Source organism: Winogradskyella sp., from assembly GCF_028289625.1.
Taxonomy (GTDB): domain Bacteria; phylum Bacteroidota; class Bacteroidia; order Flavobacteriales; family Flavobacteriaceae; genus Winogradskyella.
This window is the reverse complement of the sequence record NZ_JANQOM010000052.1, coordinates 1-21,644: the sequence shown is the minus strand read 5'-3', so window position 1 is coordinate 21,644 and position 21,644 is coordinate 1. Positions and strand designations below refer to the sequence as shown.

The 21,644-nt window shown below is 35.9% G+C and carries 19 protein-coding genes; 6 read left to right on the top strand and 13 right to left on the bottom strand.

The annotated features are described in order from the left end of the window. Positions 1-371 precede the first annotated feature (371 nt). The 5 genes from Q0992_RS10645 to Q0992_RS10625 all read right to left on the bottom strand — a co-directional run bounded on the left by Q0992_RS10645 (position 372) and on the right by Q0992_RS10625 (position 6,444). The gene (locus Q0992_RS10645) at positions 372-980 is read right to left on the bottom strand and encodes a sugar transferase (protein ID WP_299523676.1); all 609 of its coding nucleotides are present in this window, start codon (positions 978-980) and stop codon (positions 372-374) included. A 442-nt stretch (positions 981-1,422) separates the two neighbouring features. Then, positions 1,423-2,640 (bottom strand): glycosyltransferase family 4 protein, encoded by a 1,218-nt coding sequence (locus Q0992_RS10640; protein WP_299523673.1) that lies wholly within the window; start codon positions 2,638-2,640, stop codon positions 1,423-1,425. Between the two features lie 207 nt (positions 2,641-2,847). Continuing rightward, positions 2,848-3,453 (bottom strand): sugar transferase, encoded by a 606-nt coding sequence (locus tag Q0992_RS10635; protein WP_299523670.1) that lies wholly within the window; start codon positions 3,451-3,453, stop codon positions 2,848-2,850. A 345-nt stretch (positions 3,454-3,798) separates the two neighbouring features. After that, positions 3,799-5,016 carry a glycosyltransferase family 4 protein gene (locus Q0992_RS10630; protein ID WP_299523667.1) on the bottom strand — a complete coding sequence of 406 codons (1,218 nt, stop codon included), beginning with the start codon at positions 5,014-5,016 and terminating at the stop codon, positions 3,799-3,801. A 300-nt stretch (positions 5,017-5,316) separates the two neighbouring features. Continuing rightward, complete coding sequence (locus Q0992_RS10625; RefSeq protein WP_299523664.1) at positions 5,317-6,444, bottom strand: glycosyltransferase family 4 protein; 1,128 nt, start codon at positions 6,442-6,444, stop codon at positions 5,317-5,319. 171 nt (positions 6,445-6,615) lie between these two features. Here Q0992_RS10625 and Q0992_RS10620 point away from each other — a divergent pair, with 171 nt between their 5' ends. From Q0992_RS10620 to Q0992_RS10595, 6 genes are all read left to right on the top strand, one after another. Beyond that, positions 6,616-7,803, top strand: a complete 1,188-nt coding sequence (locus Q0992_RS10620; RefSeq protein WP_299523661.1) for an O-antigen ligase family protein — start codon at positions 6,616-6,618, stop codon at positions 7,801-7,803. Further along, a complete protein-coding gene (locus Q0992_RS10615; protein WP_299523658.1) occupies positions 7,800-8,927 on the top strand; it encodes a glycosyltransferase in 1,128 nt (375 codons plus the stop codon). The genes Q0992_RS10620 and Q0992_RS10615 overlap by 4 nt, the downstream gene beginning before the upstream one ends. A gap of 69 nt (positions 8,928-8,996) precedes the next feature. Then, a complete protein-coding gene (locus Q0992_RS10610; RefSeq protein WP_299523655.1) occupies positions 8,997-9,854 on the top strand; it encodes a sulfotransferase in 858 nt (285 codons plus the stop codon). After that, positions 9,851-11,308, top strand: a complete 1,458-nt coding sequence (locus Q0992_RS10605) for an oligosaccharide flippase family protein (protein ID WP_299523652.1) — start codon at positions 9,851-9,853, stop codon at positions 11,306-11,308. The genes Q0992_RS10610 and Q0992_RS10605 overlap by 4 nt, the downstream gene beginning before the upstream one ends. A 78-nt stretch (positions 11,309-11,386) precedes the next feature. Continuing rightward, positions 11,387-12,352 (top strand): sulfotransferase, encoded by a 966-nt coding sequence (locus Q0992_RS10600; protein WP_299523649.1) that lies wholly within the window; start codon positions 11,387-11,389, stop codon positions 12,350-12,352. A 1,096-nt stretch (positions 12,353-13,448) separates the two neighbouring features. Continuing rightward, positions 13,449-14,471 carry a heparin lyase I family protein gene (locus tag Q0992_RS10595; protein ID WP_299523646.1) on the top strand — a complete coding sequence of 341 codons (1,023 nt, stop codon included), beginning with the start codon at positions 13,449-13,451 and terminating at the stop codon, positions 14,469-14,471. A 301-nt stretch (positions 14,472-14,772) separates the two neighbouring features. Here Q0992_RS10595 and Q0992_RS10590 read toward each other — a convergent pair whose 3' ends face one another. The 8 genes from Q0992_RS10590 to Q0992_RS10555 form a co-directional block, all read right to left on the bottom strand. Next, positions 14,773-16,029 (bottom strand): GTP-binding protein, encoded by a 1,257-nt coding sequence (locus Q0992_RS10590; protein ID WP_299523643.1) that lies wholly within the window; start codon positions 16,027-16,029, stop codon positions 14,773-14,775. A gap of 9 nt (positions 16,030-16,038) precedes the next feature. Next, positions 16,039-16,944 (bottom strand): sulfate adenylyltransferase subunit CysD, encoded by a 906-nt coding sequence (cysD, locus tag Q0992_RS10585; protein ID WP_299523640.1) that lies wholly within the window; start codon positions 16,942-16,944, stop codon positions 16,039-16,041. Further along, positions 16,941-17,537: an adenylyl-sulfate kinase gene (gene cysC, locus Q0992_RS10580; RefSeq protein ID WP_299523637.1), complete on the bottom strand. Its 597-nt coding sequence runs from the start codon at positions 17,535-17,537 to the stop codon at positions 16,941-16,943. Before cysC ends, cysD begins: the two co-directional genes overlap by 4 nt. Further along, a complete protein-coding gene (locus tag Q0992_RS10575; protein WP_299523679.1) occupies positions 17,522-17,950 on the bottom strand; it encodes a DUF2061 domain-containing protein in 429 nt (142 codons plus the stop codon). The genes cysC and Q0992_RS10575 overlap by 16 nt, the downstream gene beginning before the upstream one ends. A gap of 24 nt (positions 17,951-17,974) precedes the next feature. Next, positions 17,975-18,778 (bottom strand): 3'(2'),5'-bisphosphate nucleotidase CysQ, encoded by an 804-nt coding sequence (gene cysQ, locus Q0992_RS10570; RefSeq protein WP_299523634.1) that lies wholly within the window; start codon positions 18,776-18,778, stop codon positions 17,975-17,977. 164 nt (positions 18,779-18,942) lie between these two features. Continuing rightward, the gene (locus Q0992_RS10565) at positions 18,943-19,746 is read right to left on the bottom strand and encodes a ChbG/HpnK family deacetylase (protein WP_299523631.1); all 804 of its coding nucleotides are present in this window, start codon (positions 19,744-19,746) and stop codon (positions 18,943-18,945) included. Between the two features lie 70 nt (positions 19,747-19,816). Continuing rightward, positions 19,817-21,097 (bottom strand): nucleotide sugar dehydrogenase, encoded by a 1,281-nt coding sequence (locus Q0992_RS10560; RefSeq protein WP_299523628.1) that lies wholly within the window; start codon positions 21,095-21,097, stop codon positions 19,817-19,819. 3 nt (positions 21,098-21,100) lie between these two features. Continuing rightward, on the bottom strand, positions 21,101-21,644 hold a 544-nt coding region (locus Q0992_RS10555; protein WP_299523625.1), incomplete at its 5' end, for a UDP binding domain-containing protein.

Here is a 21,644-nt window from a genome sequence, read left to right as displayed (position 1 = left end):
AGTGAATCAAAACAGGCTCCTCTCCCTGTGCCTTTGCCACGTGGTGGTAGTCATAAGTATGATAAAAATCTGCGTGGTCACAATTTTTTACAAGAGTATCCCAAGTATCCTTTTCTTTTATGATTTCTATCATAAAATTAATTTAAGCTCTGAACGGATTTGATGCGAAAATCAAGTTGATTTTTAAAACAAGCATCTGTATCTGTTCCTTCCAAGAGATTAACAATAACAACTTTAAAACAAATATCGTAGTTTAACCAGCGGTTTTTCCAATATTTCGTCGAAACTAGGTAAACCATCGTTAGTGGAACACAATGCCTTGGGTTAACCTCACGCGAAAGATTTTGGAAATCCTTAAACCATACTTTAATTTAGGTGTTTCCTTTCCACTGTTCAAATACATCTTCTAGCTCGTCGTCGTAAATATCGTCTCGCTTGAATACTTTTTGAACGGTTTTAAACAAGATTTTTAAATCAGTGCTTAGACTTAAATGATCAACATACCACACATCAAAGACAAATTTTTCTTCATATGACAAAACATTTCGCCCATTTACCTGGGCCCATCCAGTGATACCTGGTTTCACTAAATGCCTTCTGGCCTGTTCTTTATTGTACAATGGAAGGTAATCAGTCAATAACGGCCTAGGTCCCACGATTGACATGTCACCTTTTAAAACATTGACTAATTGCAATAGCTCATCTAAAGAGGTATTTCGAACAAATTCGCCAACTTTTGTAACACGTTGTGCTGCAGGAAGCAATTCACCATTTTTATCTTTTTTATCGTTCATGGTCTTGAACTTGATAATGGTAAATATTTTTCCGTTTTTCCCAGGTCTTTTTTGGAAGAAAAATGGTTTTCCGTCATTAGCAAACATTAAGAATATGATCAGTACGATAATGACCGGTGAAAATAGGAGCAAGGCTATAAACGATGCTAAAAAATCAGCAATTCTTTTTATAAAGCTTTTGTACATTGTTCTCGGTTCTTGTTTAGTTTGGTGGTTATTATTGTAAAGGCATAATAGCTCATAGATGTTGTCATACTTGTTTATTCACAACGGGGTAGCAATGAAAGTAGGCTTGTTAGTGATTAAAAGTGAAATATCATATTCAAGAGCCTTGCAGCTACAATATTTTTATTCAAAAAATTTTGTGCAAAATTAAAAGACTTCATAAGAACTGAGAAATAAAATAGCCCTATAACCTTTTTTCTAGATAAGTGAAAAGGCACAAATTATAGTTGCTTGGTATAAATGATAAAGACCTATTCTATTTGTGAAAGTAAATTGACATTTCAAATATAATTGTCGAGACGCATCAAACCAGTATATAGTAAAGCCAAGTAGATGGCAAATACCAAGACATGATGATTTGCTGTTAAACGAAAGATTTAAGATATTTGATTGCCATAGCAAATTATTTTCGAGTTGAAATATTTTCTGAAATTGAAGCTATCACATCGGCAAACTCTCTGCATAAGATAGACTTATCATATTTCGTTTCAGCCAGTTTTCTGGCATTTAGCCCCATTTTTTCACAGAGCTTTGGATTCTCTTTAAGATGTCTAATTTTGTTTGCCAAATCTTCAGGCTTTTTTGGGTCGACAAATAAGCCACATTCATGGCGTTCTACCATATCTTTGGTCCAACCTGAAGAATTCACAATTATGGGTTTTCCGGCAGACAATGCATCAAAGAGCTTATTTGGAGAATGGGTGGCGAAAATGGGAAAATTAGAATATGTAACCAAGGCAACATCACAAAGGTTTACATTTTCAGATAGTTCTTTCATGGGTAATCTACCAAGAAAATGGGTGTTCTTGAAGTCCAAACCAAGACATCTCTCCTGCAGTGATGTTTCAATAGATCCGCCTCCCATAAAAACAAATTCGATATTTTCATCATTCTTGAAATAGCTAATGGCATCAATAATATAATCCATTCCGTTTGCAAGTCCCATGGCGCCAAAATAGGCCACTTTGAAGGAATCCTGTTTTAGGCCAAACTTGGCGATGAGATTTGAATCGGGTGGTCTTGGCCAAAAATAATCGATTTTGGACATGTTAGGAATCATGGAGACCTTACTTTGAGGGATATCTTGCTTAACTACTCCATCAAAAATGCCAGGTGAAAGGGTTATGATATGGGTCGCATTTTTGTAGATGGTTCTTTCGAACCAAAATGCCATTTTTTGGGCTAATTTATTCCTTAGGGCTCCCATTTGTATAGGAACTTCTGGCCAAAGATTGCGAACTTCAAAAATAAAAGGAATCCGTTTTACTTTTTTTAGGACCAATGCTGGAAAACCAACTGTTAGTGGCACTGAAGTGACAATAACCAAATCCAGTTTTTCTTCCTTATAGGCTATCCAGGTCGATTTGAACATAAAACTTAAAAAAGACCATAGTCTTCTAAACACCCCCATCTTTTGATCGTAGGGTACTTTTATGTAAATTACGTCTATTCCATCGATTTGTTTACGCTCAACTTTCTTTTTGGTGAAGTCCTTTTGATGGGAGGACAACATAGTAACACTGTGGCCATTGGCTATTAATTCTCGGCTAATCCAATAAGAACGAGTTGCGCCATACTCTTGTGGAGTTTTGAAATATTGATGGATGTATAGTATTTTCATGATTAATTTGCTGAATGATTAATCTTACCTAAGTTCAGAATGATACTTCAATGCTAAAAAGCATCAATTACGTAAACAAACGTATGGTACAAGATGGATTTATGGTATTTCATTAAAATCCTTGAACCATTGTTGATCTGTCAATTATTCTTTAATCAAACTTGCTATCTATCAGAGAGACTTGTCCATATTTGGACTATACTTTATTTAAGTGTTTCCATCCCAAAGAATAAACGGGTCGTGCTCAATAGAGGCAATAATGTCTCTACTGAATATTTTTTGAACGGTTTTATACAGAATCTTTAAATCGGTACTGAAATTTAAATGATCAACATACCATACATCCAATTCAAATCTTTCTTTCCACGATAGGGCATTTCGACCGTTTATTTGGGCCCATCCAGTAATACCTGGCTTCACTAAATGTCTTCTGGCCTGTTCTTTACTATATAATGGAAGGTATTCAATCAATAGAGGTCTTGGTCCTACGATTGACATGTCCCCTTTTAAAACGTTGATCAATTGTAACAGTTCATCTAAGGAAGTTTTGCGAATAAATGCTCCAACCTTTGTTATACGTTGTGCTTGGTGAAGCAATTCACTATCGTCACCTATTGGATCTTTCATGGTCTTGAACTTGATGATAGTGAAAATCTCCGCATTTTTTCCAGGCCTTTTTTGTAGAAAAAAAGGTTTTCCGTTATTGACAAAGAACAAAAGAATAGCCACTATCAATATTATGGGAGATAGCAGTAATAGTGCTGTAAACGATACTAAAAAATCAGTAATTCTTTTTATAAAGTTTTTATACATTGTTCTCGGTTCTTGCTTAGTCAGGCGGTTATTATTATCGCAAAGGTATAATACCCAATAGATGTTGTCATACTCATTAATTCACAATCGGGCAATGACACCAAACTAGTTAGCTTCAAAAGTGAAATATCCTATTCAAGTGTTGGAGCCATTATATTTATGTTTAAAATTAAGAGACTTCATTAAGAATCGAAAAACAAACCGGTTCTACTACCAGTTTCTTAGCCGATTGAAAAAGTTTAGTTGAGTTAGAAGTTAAATTAATTGCTATTGGCCTAAGCTAATTTTACTTGCCAATTACAGCAACAGTAGCTTTTTACAAAGCTATTGGAAAATAAAAACATATTAGATTTGTTTCAAAAGCTTTAAATATTTCTTTGATGCGGTTTTCAATGAATAGTCTTCTGCCAAGGTTTTGGAGCTTTCCTGTTGTTTTCTTTGCCACTTCTTATTTTTTGTGTATTCAACAAACCTTTCGATACAGGCACCATCAATATCTTCTAAATTATGTGGGAGTACATAGCCCGCATCGTTTTTCTGCAATACTTCTTTTTGCCAACCCTCATGATTTATTAGAACAGGTCTTCCAGCTGCAAGGGTGTCAAAAAATTTGTTGGCTGAATTGGCCCAGAGTTCTTTAATCGGTATGACAAAAGAACTACCCATTTGACACTCATAATACCATTGTGGCAACTCATTCTTAGGTACAGGATCAAGAACGAATATGTTCTTATTGAGAATTCCTGCCTTTTCTGCCAATTTGATCACGCTATCTTTTTCATTACCGTCACCGATCAAAATAAATACTATGCTAGGGTCAATAGGATATAGTTTTTGGGCCAAATGCACTACATAATGTATGCCATTGACCCTACCAAAAGTTCCCGCATATACAATAGAAAATCTTGGTTGAATGCCTAGACGCTCGTTGATAATCAATTTTTCAGGATTAAAACCAGAATTAAATCGTTGGAGCGCGGAAATATTTTCTATGCAAACTACTGGACAAGTTAGGTAAGGAAACCTTTTGTTTATTGAAGCCCTCATATCAATGGATAATGGAACAATTGCGCTTGCATTTCTATATATTGTACTTTCCAACTTGTAAAGTGATTTTTGAGCTAATTTGTTTTTAACCGCCCCGATGGCAATAACAGCCTCAGGCCAAACGTCCCTAGCTTCAAAAATAAATGGGGTTTTGTGCAATTTCTTTTTTATAAGTGCTGGAATACCAATAGTTAGAGGCGTAGATGTGGCTAATACAATATCACATTTAATGTTCAGCGCTTTGAATGAAGCAAGCCAAATAAACCTTAAAAAAACAATAATGCGTTTAAAATAGGGCATTGAATTATCATAATCCAAATCCAAAACATGGAGTTTTAACCCTTGGTATTCTATTACATTTTGACCCTTTTTTAAATGAGGTTTTAGATTTGTGGACAAGGTAATAAACTCTACTTCGTGTCCAGCTTCCAAGAATTTCATGGCCAAGTCGTAAGCTCTTGTTCCTCCAGCCTCAGAGGGTAAAGAAAAATATTGGAAAATGTATAAGATTTTCATAAAGTTTTGTAATTTATATCATTTAATAATTTTCGGCCTTATCCTTTCGAGGCCATTCTCACAGATTTTGGCATAAAACTTACAGATGATTTTAATCCCTTGAAAACACTAATGGATTGATTACTGGTTATTTTCAAAAGACCTCAATTCTATCCGCTTCAGATGTTTTGATTTTGGAGTCTGTTGCTCAACATTATTTAGCGGTGTACTCGTTTTATCAATTCTTGAATAACGCAATATGACAGTGCTCCTGAATTATCCCCAAAGGTTAAAAAAAGGGCTGGGGTATATATAGTGAGTTCATTTTTCTTTCAAAAAGGTTTGGTACAAATCATGATAGGTTTTAGCGATACGATTCCAAGAAAATTTTGAAAAGTCTATTTTGTCAATTTCATACTCATGGTAATTTTTAAATAGCTTTCCTAAGCCTTGTTGAATTGAATTTATTGATTTTGGGTTTACAGCTTCTCCAACCCTTTCTTTAAAAGTTCCATCAATCCCTTGATTTTCTGTAAACAAAATGGGCAATCCTTGGGTCAATGCTTCCACATAAACCAACCCAAAAGTCTCACTTATGGAGGTCATGACAAAGACATCATTGGCAAGATACATTTGTTGTAATTCTTTCTTATCATAAATGGGGCCATGGAAGTTTATGCAATGCTCATTTTTTATTGCTATTTTTTTTATTGCTTTTTCTTGATTGCCTCCATGCCCTACAAGATTTAGCTCTAAATTTTTGTGCTCCCTATTTATTTTAAGGAAGGCATGTACCAATCTAAGTACGTTCTTATTTGCATTGAATTTTCCTATGTAGAGAAATTTTGTTGGCCTTTTTAAATTCTTCTTTTTATTGGTGTTTTGAATCCAAAATGGGTCCAAGCCGTTTACAATCACTTGACAATTTGGGATTTTGTAATGGTTTAGGGTTGCAATAAATTTACTATTGATGAAGTTTTTCTTTAATGAGTCACTTATGAAGACTAACTGTTTGGCATTGCAGATAATCTCCTTTGCCAAAGGATATAAGTCAAACCTATATTTTAAAAATAGGTTTACATCAGTACCTCTAATTGCTACAATGTAAGGCACCCCATACTGTTTCCAAATTCTAAGGGCGACAGCCCCATCACTGAACAAGGTCGTAGCATGAGCAATATTGTATTGGCTAAAATCCACCTGCTCTTTTAGGTCTTTAAAAAGATGGTTGATTTTTTTTCTAAAAAAAAGCCTATGAGATGTATTCAGTGGTTTTGAAATGAGTAATAAATTTTTTAAGTCATCATTTAAAGCTTCTACTTTTTGAATTTTATTCTTCCGTAAAGGGTAATAAAGGGTTTGGCTATTGCCTAGGTTTTGCAGATTAAAATATAAGTTCTCATGCACTTTACTTCCAAGCAAGTCATTACAAATATGAAGACATCGCATCAATTTATTTTTGAATGTTTAGGCCAAATTTAGCCTGCTTATCTGAATATTCATTTAACATGTCTTTTAAATATTCAATTATTCGATAAAACTAGCATTTTGACCATTAAGTTGGTGTTCCCACTTATTTTTTAATTTAATTTGCCGTCAGAATATTTTCTAGTTTATTTAATGACAAGACTTTTAAATAGAGTAAACGATTATTGTTTATATCTGCTTGTGTTCTCTGTTACTTTTGAGAATTGGGATCCCTTTAAATTGGTTGGCTCATATTCGGTTACTTATTTGACAACGATATTTTATTTGGCGACATGGGTTCCGTTGATTCCAAGGAATTTTCGTTTTTCACCTCTTAAAAAATTTGTAATTCCCTTACTATTATTTATTGTAGCTGGGTTTATTTGTTCAGCTATAAATTCAGAATATGTAGATGAATTAAAATATGCATTCCACTATAGGGCATTTCTTTTAATAACATTAATGACATTTATTGCAGCCCATCTTTATAATAAACCCAAAATTTTGCCCATAGTTTTAAACACCTATTTGGCCAGTATGTTTTTGGTTTATTTATTGGTAACTCTAGGCCATGGGGTTAGTTATGAGAATGATAGAATATTGTTGTTTGGAGAAAATCCCAACATGGTCGGAGTAAAATCTGTTTTGGCCTTCCTAATCATTGTTTCAAAGCTTATAAATAATTTTTCCGTTAAAAGATCAATTATCATAATAGGCATTTGTATTCCATTTATTAGCTTAACCGCTTTATCAGGTTCACGAGGAGCTTTTGTTTCTATGTTTTTGGGGCTTGCCGTCCTGCTTGTTTTTAGAAAGACAGGGGCTCTCAACAAATGGTCGGTAGTTGCTTTTGGAATATTGGCTTCCAGTTTTCTGATACCCTATATATTGGAAACAAATCCTGTTATGGCGGAGCGCTTATTAAGAACGGTAGAAACAGGCGATACTGGAAGAAATGTACTATGGGATGCAGCTTTCAACATAATTGGAGATCATATAATAATTGGAGCTGGATTCAATGGAGTATTGCCCAGGATGTATGCTTATTCGGGTTTTTATATGAACCCTCATAATATTTTTCTCTATGTTTTCATTGCGAGTGGTCTTCCCGGAATAGTTTTGTTTGTAACTTTTTTAATTCGCTTGGTTAAACAGCTATTTCTTCATTATAAAAAATTTGGAAACTCTTTAAATCTTGTATTATTCGTTATTGTCATTTTTAATATGTCTAAACAAGGCGGTAGTATAGGAAAAATATTGTTCTGGTTATTTTTCGCAATTTTGATAGGATCAACTGCTCAAATATTGTCAGGGGACAAACATAAAAGGATAGCTGAATGAATATATTAGTAATATCAAATAATTACCCATCATTACAAAACCCGTCAAGAGGTGTATTTGTTTACAATTTGATACAACAATTTTCTAAGCTGGGGCATAAGGTGACTGTAATATCTCCTGAAAAGATTTCGGCTTTTAGGGCCTATCAAAAGGAAAAGTCATATGGTGTAGAGAACAGCACAGTGTATCGCCCAAGATTTTTTTCTTTGTCCAGCATTCAGTTAGGCCCATTTAATACTTACGAAATTGCTGAATTAGGTCAAATAATAGGCATTAGAAGAATCGTTAAAAAATATAATATAGAATTTGATTTTGTTTATGCACATTTCATGTTAAATGGTATTATCGCTGTTAATGCACTTAAAAAATACAACAAACCTGTATTTGTTGCTATAGGCGAAAGCGATCTTGGAAGTTTTACCAAAAGGTATCGTGGGACTTACTTTAATCAGAGTATTAAAAGGATACATGGGTTTATTGCCGTTTCAAATAAGTTAAAAAAACAATTAATCGGTCATGGGATTTCTGAAGACAAAATATTTATGAAGCCTAATGCCGTTGATTTGACAAAATTCTATAAAAGGAATAAACAAGAAATGAGGAAGAAATATGGACTTCCCATAGATTTTAAACTTGTCGCTTTTGTAGGTAGGTTTATGCCCCATAAAGGACCTTTGCGGGTGTTGAATGCTGTTGAGAATTTGGCTAATGTTGGAATTCTTTACATGGGAAGTGGACCTCAAGAGCCAAATGGTTCCTCTGTAGTCTTTAAAGAAAGCGTACCTTCATATCAAATCCCTGAGTTGCTTTCTGCTGCTGATATTTTCGTTTTGCCTACTCAAAAAGAAGGGTCATGTAATGCTATTGCTGAGGCAATTGCTTGTGGTTTGCCAATTGTGTCCTCAAATATTCCAGAAGTAGTCGATCAATGTGATTCTTCTTTTTCCATTTTGGTAGATCCTATGGACATAAAAGCATTGGAAACAGCCATTGATTCTATTCTTAGTAACAAGCAGGGAAGTATTGAAATGTCAAAAAATGCATTGGAATACTCCAAGAATTTTGAAATTGGTGAAAGGGCTCTTAGTATTCTGAATTTTATCAAGGGTATGATGGGGGAATAAGATTGGCAGCCTCTACTTAATATTAATTGCGTTCTGCTAATAATTTTGAATTTAGAAAAGTTCAAGTTCATGAAAGAAAGACAAACCATTATATATATAATGTCCAATCAACGATCAGGATCCACTTTAATTGAGAATATTCTTTCAAAATCTCCTCAAATGGTTTCAGTAGGAGAGTCATTTCTTTTGAGTGGTCATATTCAGAAAATTGGGCCTGGTAGCGCATGGGATTGGAATTGCTCTTGTGGTTCCAGTTTAATGGAATGTGAGTTTTGGAACAAGGTATATCAAAAATTGAATATTTCCGATCCTCTTACAATAACAAATACGATGATTGTTCCTCCAAAAGGTAAAGATGCGCGGCGCCAAAAAGAAATGAATAGCGAGGCTAAATCCCTAATGAATCAAATTTACGGAGCCATATTTGAAATTACGAACTGTTGCGTATTGGTAGACTCCTCTAAAGAAGCATATTATGGGACTTCCCTATATCATAATTCTCCTTTTAATTTTAAGTTTATCCATTTGAAAAGAGATTTACGGGCAGTTTCAATATCCAAATACAATTGGCGAAAAAAATATAACAGAAAAGATGTTGGCTTAATTAAATTGCTTTTAGCCAATTACTTACATAGGTTGAAATGTAAAATCATGCTCAGGAGAGTGGATAAGTCAGACGTTTTTAACCTCAATTACGAAGAGATTTTTATTAATCCCCAAAAAACGTTAAACGATATGTCAAAATTTTTTGGGTTTGATTCTTATGATGTTCCAGAATATATGGAGCTGAACAATGATCACACTATAGCCGGTACACTTAATCGCTTTAAGAAAACAAAAATAAAATATGACGATCGATGGGAGAGTGTCGCAAAAAAGCGCCCGTTTTTCAATGTGCTGGGTTATGTACTTAATAAAATTGGATGAACCTTAGCGATAAAATTAAGAATGCTGGCAAATGGCAGTCATTATCAGTAATTTCTCTAAGCCTTTTGCAGTTCGTTTACTTTGCCATTATGGCAAGATTATTATTAAAAGAAGATTATGGCTTAATGGCCGTGGTCAACGGAATTATAGGGATAGGCAATATTTTCATACAGGGGGGTATGGGTTCTGCACTGATTCAACGCAAAGATGTCAATAACAAACATATTAATGGAGCCCTGCAAACAAGTCTTCTCATAGGATTTGTACTGTACGCTGTTTTTTATCTTTTGTCCCCATTTATATCTTCAGTCTATAATGATATTAGGTTGGATGGACTAGTCAAAGTAGCGTCTTTGAACCTAATACTGCTCTCATTGAATAATATTTCAATTAATCTGCTTTTTAAAAACTACTTTTTTAAAAACGTCTCATTGGTCAACATTATTTCAAATTTGATTGGTTATAGCATTGGCGTTTATTTGGCTTTGAATGATTATGGCGTATGGTCCCTTGTTATAGCGACCCTTCTTACCTCTTTGATTAGTACCATAGCCTTGTTTTGTTTCGCACCTATAAAAATAAGTTTAAAGGTTCATTATAAAGCAGCCGAAGAGTTGTTTGGCTTTGGGTCTGGTATGATGTTATTGTCGTTTAGTACTTTTTTGTCAAGCAAGGGGCTTAACTTGATTTTTGGAAAGATCTTTGCGCAAGGTATACTCGGTATTTATGAGAGAATCTCTACGCTAAAAGATCTCCCGAGTCAGTTACTGGCAAAAATTATAAACAAAGTGATGTTTCCGGTTATGTCTGAAATCCAGGATGAAAATGAAAGGTTGATAAAAATTTACAAGTTTGGATTAGGATTTAGTAACTCGATCATGATTCCCACTACAGTTTTTTTGATATGTTTTTCACCAGAAATTGTGCAAATTTTAATGGGGCCAAATTGGTCAGAAGCGATAGTCCCCCTACAAATTATGTTTCTTGTTCTGACTTTCAGTAATTCTGGGAAAATGACTGATTCGGTTATTCGTGCCAAAGGCCTTATCTATAAGAACGTCACTCGTAAGTACATTTTTACAGGAATCATAATAGTACTTTCTGGTACTTTAGGGTATTTCTATGGAATCAATGGTGCAGCCATAGGAATTGTCATAAGTCATTTCTTAAATTATTTGATGATGATAGTACTAGTAAAAAATGTTTTTGGGGGATCCATTAGAGAATATTTCTATCAACCCTTGCTGGCTGGATTAAAACTAGGATTATATCTAGGAATTTTGATATTTGGATATAAATTTCTATTCAATTTATTAGAAAAAACCGATGTCGCAATGTTCATCACGTTTACGATTGGCTTGCTAATACTATGTGTGGGGATATTAAAATTTAGGCCTACCATATTTGGCTATTATTTAGAAACGTTTTTTAAAAAAACCTTTAAAAAAGCTTAATATTCTTAGATTGAAGTACCAATAAATTATTATTTAAAGTACTAAAAAATAGATAATATAATTAATGCTAGCGTAGTTATGAAAAACCAAACACCTATTAATTTCTGGGGAATAGGCGCCCAAAAAGCAGGTACCACATGGTTGCACTTCAACTTATCTAAAACACCTGGTTTCTCGGTTCCACCGGTAAAGGAGTTTCATTATTTTGATAGGGACACAAAATACCCCTCACCAAATTTCCTTTCGAAGACGAAAGCTAGGGATAGAATTGCCAGTACACCTTATTTGATAAAGGCAGGCAAGTCCATTTTAAAATCAGCACTTACTGGAAAAATGAGAAACATTATTTTTTCTTTCAAATGGTATTTCTCAGATTATAGTGATGAATGGTATAAATCAATTTTCAGCATTTATGGCGGGATAAAGGGTGAGATAACTCCTAGCTATTCTATGCTAAGTGAGGAGGATATTTCAAGAATGTTTGCCATGGCACCTGATGCAAAGCTGATTTTTATGCTTAGAAATCCCGTTGATAGGGCTTGGTCTCATTTCAGGCATACGAAAAAGCGTATAAAAGGTTTTTCACTTGACAGTATTGAAGAGAATGAAATCATAACTTTTATGCAAAATGAAGGACAAGAACTACGATCTGATTATGCCCGTACCATAAAAAACTTTACCAGTGTTTTTCCAAAAGAACAGCTTTTAATCTGCTTTTATGATGCAATTATTGATGCTCCAGAGCAACTACTTCAAGAAATAATTCAGTTTATTACTTCTGGTTCCAGTACGGAAAATCGGGAGGGATTGAGGAGTTCAAAGAACGATGAAGGAGACTTGCCAATAAAAAAGGTCGTAAATAAGTCAATAGAATTAGATTGCCCACCTGAGGTTTTGGCATTGTTAAAGGAAAAATATCATGATATGATTTTAGACTTGGCCAGCCAGTATGGAGGATATTTCGATAAATGGTACTATGAGACCTATGGAAAATCTTCTGAAAACAATGATGATAGATTGTTTCCTACGATTCGTATCCCATAACCGTTAGAAATATGGGCGAGTGGTCTAAAAACATTGTTGTCATGGTAAAAAGAAACTATATTTTCAATCAATAATGGTTTCTTCCCATGAAATTTTACGATTTCAGACTAGATGTTTTTTATAGGTATAATAGTCTCTGATCTTTCCATGGGAAAGCAAGTTTACAAGATTCTAAGCGGCTTTCATACTTTTCGGATGTAGGGCGGTACGAAAATTTCCGAGATGTCAGGGAAGATGTATATAGTGGGGTCGCCTTTGACGATTTGTATAAGTGAAGTGTGTATCTTTCGACAATTGAAGCAGAAGAATACCTAGCTGAAAAAGTTACTGGCCAATCTATACCTGTACAAACAGATGCTCCACGGTTTGAATAACAGAACACTATGGGAGGCTCAAATACAGGGGCTAACCAAAGCTCATTGGATAGAGCCTGCTTTTCTAATGTATCAAAGTGGACTTTGGAAATGATTTTACCAGCATGACTTTGGACAAAGTGGCTTACGACAATGAAATAGTATTGAATTTCTAAAGATTCAGCAAATCAATGCATTGTCCATACATTGAGCCCTGCAATGGGAGCTTCTAGGGTAATTAACTGCCCCAATATATGCCGATTTTTCTTTCAACAGATGCCGAAGAAAGAATTGAACCTTGAAAACAGAAGTATGATAGGTTCAGACCACATAGTGCTATGACCCTCGAACACCTCTTAAGGTTTACGATGGAATACCAAATAATCCCGAATTCCCTTATTTGACATGTATCGGTTAAAAAGGAATGCATCAAATTGGGGAAGGCTAAAATTCTTCTGTAATATATATCCCTAATTTGATTAATGTCAAATCAGCTGATTTTTTCTTAATTCGATGATCAGCTACAACTATTCTTAAAAAATGTTAAAAAATATGCAGTTTGTCGAAAAATTAGTCGACGAACATCCAACTTAGGCTTGCGAAACGTAAAATTTGCATTATAAGAAAACAAGTATAAGTGTATTTCATCGAAAATGAAGTGCTTTTCACCGAAATATTTAAATAAATAAATAAATTTACAAACCTGACTCTATTGAATACTTAAATACTTAACCTATATTCTCATGAATTTAAACACTGTTACCCCACAAAAAGTGTTATTGTTATTTATTTGCTTTGCTTTGAGTTTTTCCTGCACTAAGGATTCCGATTTGTTCTCTGATTACGTACTCGCTGATACTGGGAAGGAGATAGAAAGTAGAGAAGATGAAAGTGAAAATGAAGAATCGTCCACAAGTGGTGAAGAATCGTCCACAAGTGGTGAAGAATCGTCCACAAGCGGTGAAGAATCGTCCACAAGTGATAAGGACGATTCATCCTCCGAGGAAAACCCAGTAGGGCAGCAAGAATTAACATGGAATACTGACTTCGAGACCGTGCAATGGTCGCCTAATGGTAGTGCTGAAAACGGGAATTGGGAAATGGATAGTCATTCAGAAGTGAGAATCACCAATGATGCAAGAGCGGGAAATCAAGCTATTTGGTTGGGGTCATTTAATGGCCATAGCACTCGAAATGAAATCCACTCTAACCGAATGATGAATTGGGAAGAACATTGGGTTGGGTTTTCAATAAAAATAACTGAAGAAACCCAAAGATCAAGATCTTATGCCCAATTTAGAAACTCAAGAGCTTCCGGTGGTGTCGGTGCTGGGGTTATAAACCCGGTTACACTTAGACAAGGCAATCCAAGTCAATTGTATTTTCAAACATCAACAAGTGAAACAAATGTTGATAAGATTTATGAAAGTGGTGCCAGCACGGGGACCCAGCGCCATAATTTCAATTATGAGGTTAACGAATGGGTAGATATTGTCATTCATTGGCTTTTAGACCCTGTTGATGGGTATATTGAGATATGGGTTGATGGTGAGAAAATAGTGGATGAGACCGGCACTACGACATATCGTTATGCACATGTCGATGGAGAACCTTATAGTGGCGACATTCATCCAACTATTGGCGTATACTGGTCATCAAATAATGCCCCACAAGGAAATGCTTATTACGATGAATATAAGGTTTGGAGAGGTGGAGGAGGAACTTACGAGGATGTTTCCCCGGACGGGCTTAGCCCGAATAATTGATATGCAGAAACAAGATTCATTATATTTTGAGTAGTGTTGCAGGTCTTAATGAAAACATTAAAATCATTAAATTTTACTTGAAATGTTGATAAGTCCGTTTTGATGTAAAGGGTATTGAATTCTTCTTCCTTCAAAATGTACAAATGTTTAAACTTGGACAAAAAATTAGCGGGGCATGCCCCGCTAATTTTTTATTTATACACTTCATGGGATAATCCTACTTTTTAAAAAGAGTACACTTCATCTAACAAAGCACAACTATATATTGGAAGTCAGAATAAATTTCCATACAGGATATCTTTTAAACAATCATACCGGCGGCAACCGTTTCGTTGGTATTTTCATCGATTAGGATTAAAGTTCCAGTACTTCTGTTTTCGCGATATGAATCGATCATAAGTGGTTTGGTAGTCCTAATTCTTACCTTGCAAATATCGTTCATGGCTATTTCTTTATCCTCAAAATTGCGCCCAAGGGTTTCAATATCAATTTTGTACATTATCTCCTTAATCATCGCAGTTTGTTCATTGGTTGTGTGCCGGATGGTATATTTGGCCCGGGGCTGTGCTGGTGAATTGTTCATCCAGCATAACATTACCTCCAAATCTTGAACAGGCTTTGGCTTATTATTTGATCTTACAATCATATCGCCTCGTCCAACATCAATGTCATCTTCAAGAGTTATGGATATTGACATGGGGGCGTAGGCCTCGTCAAGTTCACCTTTTGGACCTTCGACAGTTTTTATTTTCGAAGTAAATCCTGAAGGTAATGCCGTAACTTCATCTCCTGGCCTAAAAATACCACTTTCAATTCTGCCTGCGTAGCCGCGGTAATCAATGAACCCCTCTCGCTGTGGTCTTAAAACGGTCTGTACTGGAAAACGGGCATCTACACTATTGAAGTCACTACTGATATGTATGGTTTCTAAAGTGTGCAACAAAGGTGCACCATTATACCAAGTCATATTTTCCGATTTGTTTACCACATTATCACCTAAGAGGGCACTAATAGGAATAAAACGTACATCCTTTACCAATAACTTCGATGAAAAATCTTGAAACTGCTTTACAATATTGTCATAGATCTCTTCTTTGAAATCGACCAAGTCCATTTTGTTGATACAAATCACCAAGTGTGGTATTTGTAGCAAAGAAGCGATAAATGAGTGTCTTTTGGTTTGCTCTATTACCCCGTGTCTAGCATCTATTAAGATAATGGCCGCATTTGCAGTTGATGCTCCTGTTACCATATTTCTTGTATATTGAATGTGTCCTGGAGTGTCTGCGATTATGAATTTTCTTTTCGGAGTGGTAAAATAGCGATATGCAACATCTATGGTAATGCCTTGCTCACGCTCATCTCTCAAGCCATCGGTGAATAATGCCAAATCTACACCATCGTGACCCTTTCTTTGACTTGTACTTTCAATGGCTTCCAATTGATCGTCGAATATTGATTTAGAGTCATAGAGAAGTCGTCCTATCAACGTGCTTTTACCATCATCTACACTTCCTGCGGTAGTAAATCTTAAGAGTTGATTATTATTTATTTCCATGTTTTCTTATTAAAAATACCCTTGTCTTTTTCTATCTTCCATTGCACTTTCAGAACGTTTGTCGTCAGTTCTGTTACCTCTTTCGGTTTGTCGCATGCCTGAAACTTCCTCAACAATTTTTTCTAAGGTATCAGCATCTGATTCAATGCCGCCGGTTATAGTAATATCACCAAGGGTTCTAAACCTAACCTTTTTCGTTACTATTTTCTCCCCATCTTCCAATGTTAAGAATTCAGAATTTGGAATCCAAGAATCACTCCTCCATACCACTTCCCTTTCATGGGCAAAATATAGGGATGGAATCGCAATATTCTCACGTTTGATATAGTTCCAAACGTCCATTTCTGTCCAATTACTTATTGGGAAGACTCTAAAGTGTTCCCCTTCAAAATATTTTCCATTAAATAGATTCCATAATTCTGGTCGCTGATTTTTCGGATCCCATTGTCCAAAATCATCACGATGTGAAAAAAAACGTTCTTTTGCCCTAGCTTTTTCTTCATCACGTCGTCCACCGCCTATTGCACAGTCAACTTTGTGTTCTTCAATGGTATCCAATAAAGTAGTGATTTGTAGCGAATTACGCGTGGCACTTTTCCCTTTTTCTTCGGCGACCCTACCTTGATCAATAGACTCTTGTACTGAGCCGATGATCAAATCAACCCCGAGTTTTTTTAAGGTCTCGTTTCTGAATTGTATCGTTTCTGGAAAATTATGACCGGTATCAACATGCATCAGTGGGAATGGGATTTTAGCAGGAAAGAAAGCTTTTTTCGCTAGGTGGGTTACCACTATAGAATCTTTGCCGCCTGAAAAAAGAATGACCGGATTCTGGAATTGTGCCCAAACTTCACGCAAAACGAAGATTGCCTCTGATTCCAATTCATCAATATAGTTTAGATAGTATTTACTCATTTTTTGAGTTTTATTTGATTCTTGATTTTGTTATATATAACATCGACAGATTCTTCGATACTGTTTTCATTTGTGACTTCTATGTCAGGTTCAATAGGCTGTTCGTAGGGAGCGGAAACTCCAGTCAGATTTTTTATCTCACCCTTGCGTGCTTTTTCATATAGCCCCTTTACATCTCTTTGCTCACATACTTCAAGGCTGGTGTTCACAAAAACTTCAATATAGTTATCTGGCCCCACTGTTTTTTTTATGAATACCCTGTCTTTTTCATAGGGAGCGATGAACGCGGCGAGTACCACTATGCCAGCATCGACAAAAAGCTTCGAAACTTCACCGATTCGCCTTAGGTTCTCTGATCGGTCCTCTGGTTTGAAAGAGAGATTATTGTTAATACCCTTGCGCACATTGTCACCATCAAGGACATAAGTTTTAATACCGTCCTTATATAATCTTTGCTCCAGTGCATTCGCCAAGGTCGACTTACCCGATCCTGATAAACCAGTAAAGAAAATCAAAAGTGAATGATGTCCATTCATTTTTCTACGCTCCTCAACGCCAATGCTATATGAATGGGAAACTAAATTTTTTTCCATGTTTTCGATCTAATTATTTTGTCTAAACCAAAATTGATACGGTACCATGCTCTTTCATGACAATAATACAACACCATTTTTGTAATCACTTCGAGAACTCCGATTTTTAATCCGGTCATTGGATTTCCGGAAATTATCCATGATATAACCACAGTATCCAGAGTTCCAATTATACGCCAGGAAACTGTTTTAAGTAAATGCCGTTTTCTACTTTCAGGTATCTTAACTCGCAACCATGCCCGTTCGTGCAGGTAGTACAAAATCATTTTCGTAATGACCTCAGAAAACCCGATTTTAAGTCCTGTAGTAGGGTTTCCTGTAATAAACCAAGACAGTACGATGGTGTCTAATGTACCTACCAATCTCCAAGTTATGGTTTTAGCTATATGTCTTTTATGGGAGATTTTGCCCATAAAACGAGAAATCTTACCCACAGCTTATTGGCTTACTAAAAAATAGGGGTTCAACAAATTTTCCTTATTATATGGCAATTCCTCATTGGTCTGTTGGGAAATCACCTTTAATCCAACGGCGTTGCAAATCGCATGGCCGGCTGCAGTGTCCCACTCCATAGTAGGTGCAAATCTCGGATAAACGTCCGCTTTGCCTTCTGCAACCAAACAGAATTTAAGGGAACTCCCTTTCGAAACAATTTCTACTTCATCGTATTCATCCTTAATGGACGAAATATAGTCAAGAGTATCTTGATTCATATGTGAGCGGCTACCTACAATACGAACCAATTCTTTCTTTGATTCGCTTTTAGTAATACGGTCTTCCTTGGCGCAAAGACCTTTTTTCAGGCCGTGTTCTTCATCTAAGATTGATTTGTACGCCATCTTCTTTGTAGCATCAGCATAGTAAAGTTCTCTTGTAACGGGAACATAAATGATACCAAGGATAGGTTTGCCCAAATGACACAAAGCAATGTTAACGGTAAATTCTCCATTTCTCTTGATGAATTCTTTTGTGCCATCCAGTGGATCAACAAGCCAATAAGTATTCCAACTTCTTCGCTGTTTAAAATCAACTAGTTTAGATTCCTCGCTAATAAAGGGAATATTGGTATGTTTCAATGAGCTAACAATGATAGAATTTGATACTTTATCGGCAATGGTGAGAGGTGATTCATCTGTTTTGCGGTCAATTGCAAAATCTCCAGTTTCGTATATTTCCAAAATCTTAACTCCAGCATCAATAGCTGTTGAAGCTGCCAATTTCAATAATTCGATTAAATCCATATAACATTGTATAATTTTGCTTAAAGAAATGAGATATCATGGTGGTAGAGTCATTTAATGGCCCATTTCTTTTTAAAACCGGCCAACTCTTTTTCTGTGCAAAAGTTTTTCATCAATCTTATGATTACATAATCTGTTTAATTTGTATTTGATATCTCTGTTTATCATAAGGCATCAGACCCATTTTTTTCTTTGGACATTATTTCTCTAAATTCAGTGTAGTTGTTTATACGCCATGTACTTTGCTGAAACAAGTCTGATAACTTTTTTTGCAAGTTTAGACCATCTAAGTCAACTATTTCGCCTCCATCAGCAGACATTAAGGCATGTACCATGATTTCATTGTCTTTTTTCAGATTCAGGCCTGAAAACATGAAGTCATCTATACCACCGAATTTATCAGTTACCTTTGAACCTTTGAACTTTATATATCTGTTCAACAACGATTGGTATACCCTTTTTTTGAAATCGTGGGTTTGCCCAGTGTTTCTAGCAAGTCTTAGTGACTTGATCTGATATTTTTTTGCCGTTTCAATAACGCATTGAGCTATGGCCCATTCAGTATGTACGTGGTGGTGGGAATCTATGTGACTGGGAAGAAAACCAAAGCTGTCGATAAAATGAACCATTTGGGCATGCAACTCTTCAACGACACATTGTTTAGAATTGGCGTCCATTTTGAATATGGGTGTAGAAGACCTGTTATTTTTGAACATGCCATTTTCACAAAACTTGACGTTTTTCTTTATTTTTTCCGTTAAAGGAATCCCTTGTGTTAGATTTAGGTGAATGCCAATAGAATTGCCATCAATTTTTCCGTTTTTAACATAGCCAATCGCATCTCTAAGGCCCTCTTCAAAATTGACCAAAGTACTTGTAGAACTTATCAAATTCTTTGAAAATGCTATGAAAATGGCTTTGTTTATACTTGGGCTAGCCCCAAAGTCATCACTGTTTATGATAATCATAATCTAAACGTTTTATTTACTTTCAACATATTAGTAGCCTTTGACCATGTCTGTTGAAAAACAAAAAATATCATAATCTTGCATCAACAGGCTCTTTTAAAACACCTTTTACATCATATAGCACTCCATTCTCATTTAGCATGCTCTTTATATTCAATTGTAAGTACTCTTTGTGGGCGACTGTCAAAACAACCGCATCATATTTATCTTTTGGTACTTCTTTGACAATGTCCATGCTGTATTCATGTTTAACCTCTATTGGAGAGGCCCACGGATCAAAGACAATAACTTCGACACCATAACTTTTTAAACTATTTATAACATCTACGGCTTTGGTATTTCTAACATCAGGACAGTTTTCCTTAAAAGTTATTCCTAAAACCAAGATTTTAGATCCTTTCACCTTAATATCCTTTTGTACCATCAATTTCACCACCTCGGCCGCCACATACTTTCCCATACCATCGTTCATTCGCCTACCTGCCAAAATAATTTCAGGATGATATCCAAATGACTGTGCTTTTTGAGCAAGATAGTAAGGGTCTACACCAATACAATGCCCTCCGACCAAGCCTGGTTTAAAGGGTAAAAAATTCCATTTGGTACCTGCAGCAGCAAGTACATCATTGGTGTCAATATTCATCAAGTTAAAAATCTTGGCCAGTTCATTTACAAAGGCAATATTGATGTCACGCTGTGAATTTTCGATGACCTTGGCGGCCTCGGCCACTTTGATGGTTGGGGCCAAATGGGTGCCTGCAGTAATCACTGATGCATATAGGGCATCTACCTTTTGACCTACTTCTGGTGTGGAACCAGATGTCACCTTTAAGATTTTTTCAACTGTATGTTCTTTGTCCCCTGGGTTAATCCGCTCAGGCGAATAGCCAACATAAAAGTCAGAGTTGAAAGAAAGTCCACTCACTCTTTCCAATACCGGTACGCATTCTTCCTCTGTGGCGCCAGGATATACTGTTGATTCGTAAACCACGATATCACCCTTGTTCAATACTTTCCCAACAGTTTCACTTGCTTTATACAGTGGGGTCAATACGGGTCGATTAGTACTATCGACGGGGGTGGGTACCGTGATGATATAAAAATTGCAGTCTGAGAGGTGCTCTACCTTATCTGTACAATAAAGACCTTTCGAAGTATTAGGATTATTATTCAAAACGGCTTTGAGCAACGAATCTTCCACTTCTAGAGTAACATCGGTTCCTGATTGTAGTTGAGCGATACGCTCCTCATTGATGTCAAACCCTATTACTGGAAATTTTGTGGCAAATAAGCGAGCCAAAGGAAGTCCTACATAACCTAAACCGATTACGGCAATTTTAATGTTTTTCATAAATTAATTTTTTTTGCCTATTTGATGGTATTCAAAACCTAATTCTTCCATGCGATCATCATTGTATTGATTGCGTCCATCAAAAATTATTGGGGCATTCAATGTATTTTTGATCTCCATAAAATCAGGAGATCGGAATTCTTTCCACTCGGTTAGCAAAAGCATCGCATCTGCATTATACAACGCCTTATATTTTGAATTGGTATATATAACATTGGGAACCCCTTTCAAATAGAATTCTTGGGCCTCATGTATTGCTTTGGGATCGTAGGCATTAATTTTTGCTCCCTGTTCGATAAGCTTTTTGATGATATATATGGAAGGCGCTTCACGCATATCATCCGTACCGGGTTTAAAGGCCAGACCCCACACCGCGAAAGTCATTCCAGTGAGATTTTCGCCAAAGCGTTCAATCACTTTTTCGGCAATGACCAATTTCTGACGGTCGTTCACATCTTCCACGGCGTTCAATAGCTGGGCCTTATACCCTGATTTTTCAGCTGTTTTTTTTAGGGCCTTTACGTCTTTGGGGAAACAAGAACCCCCA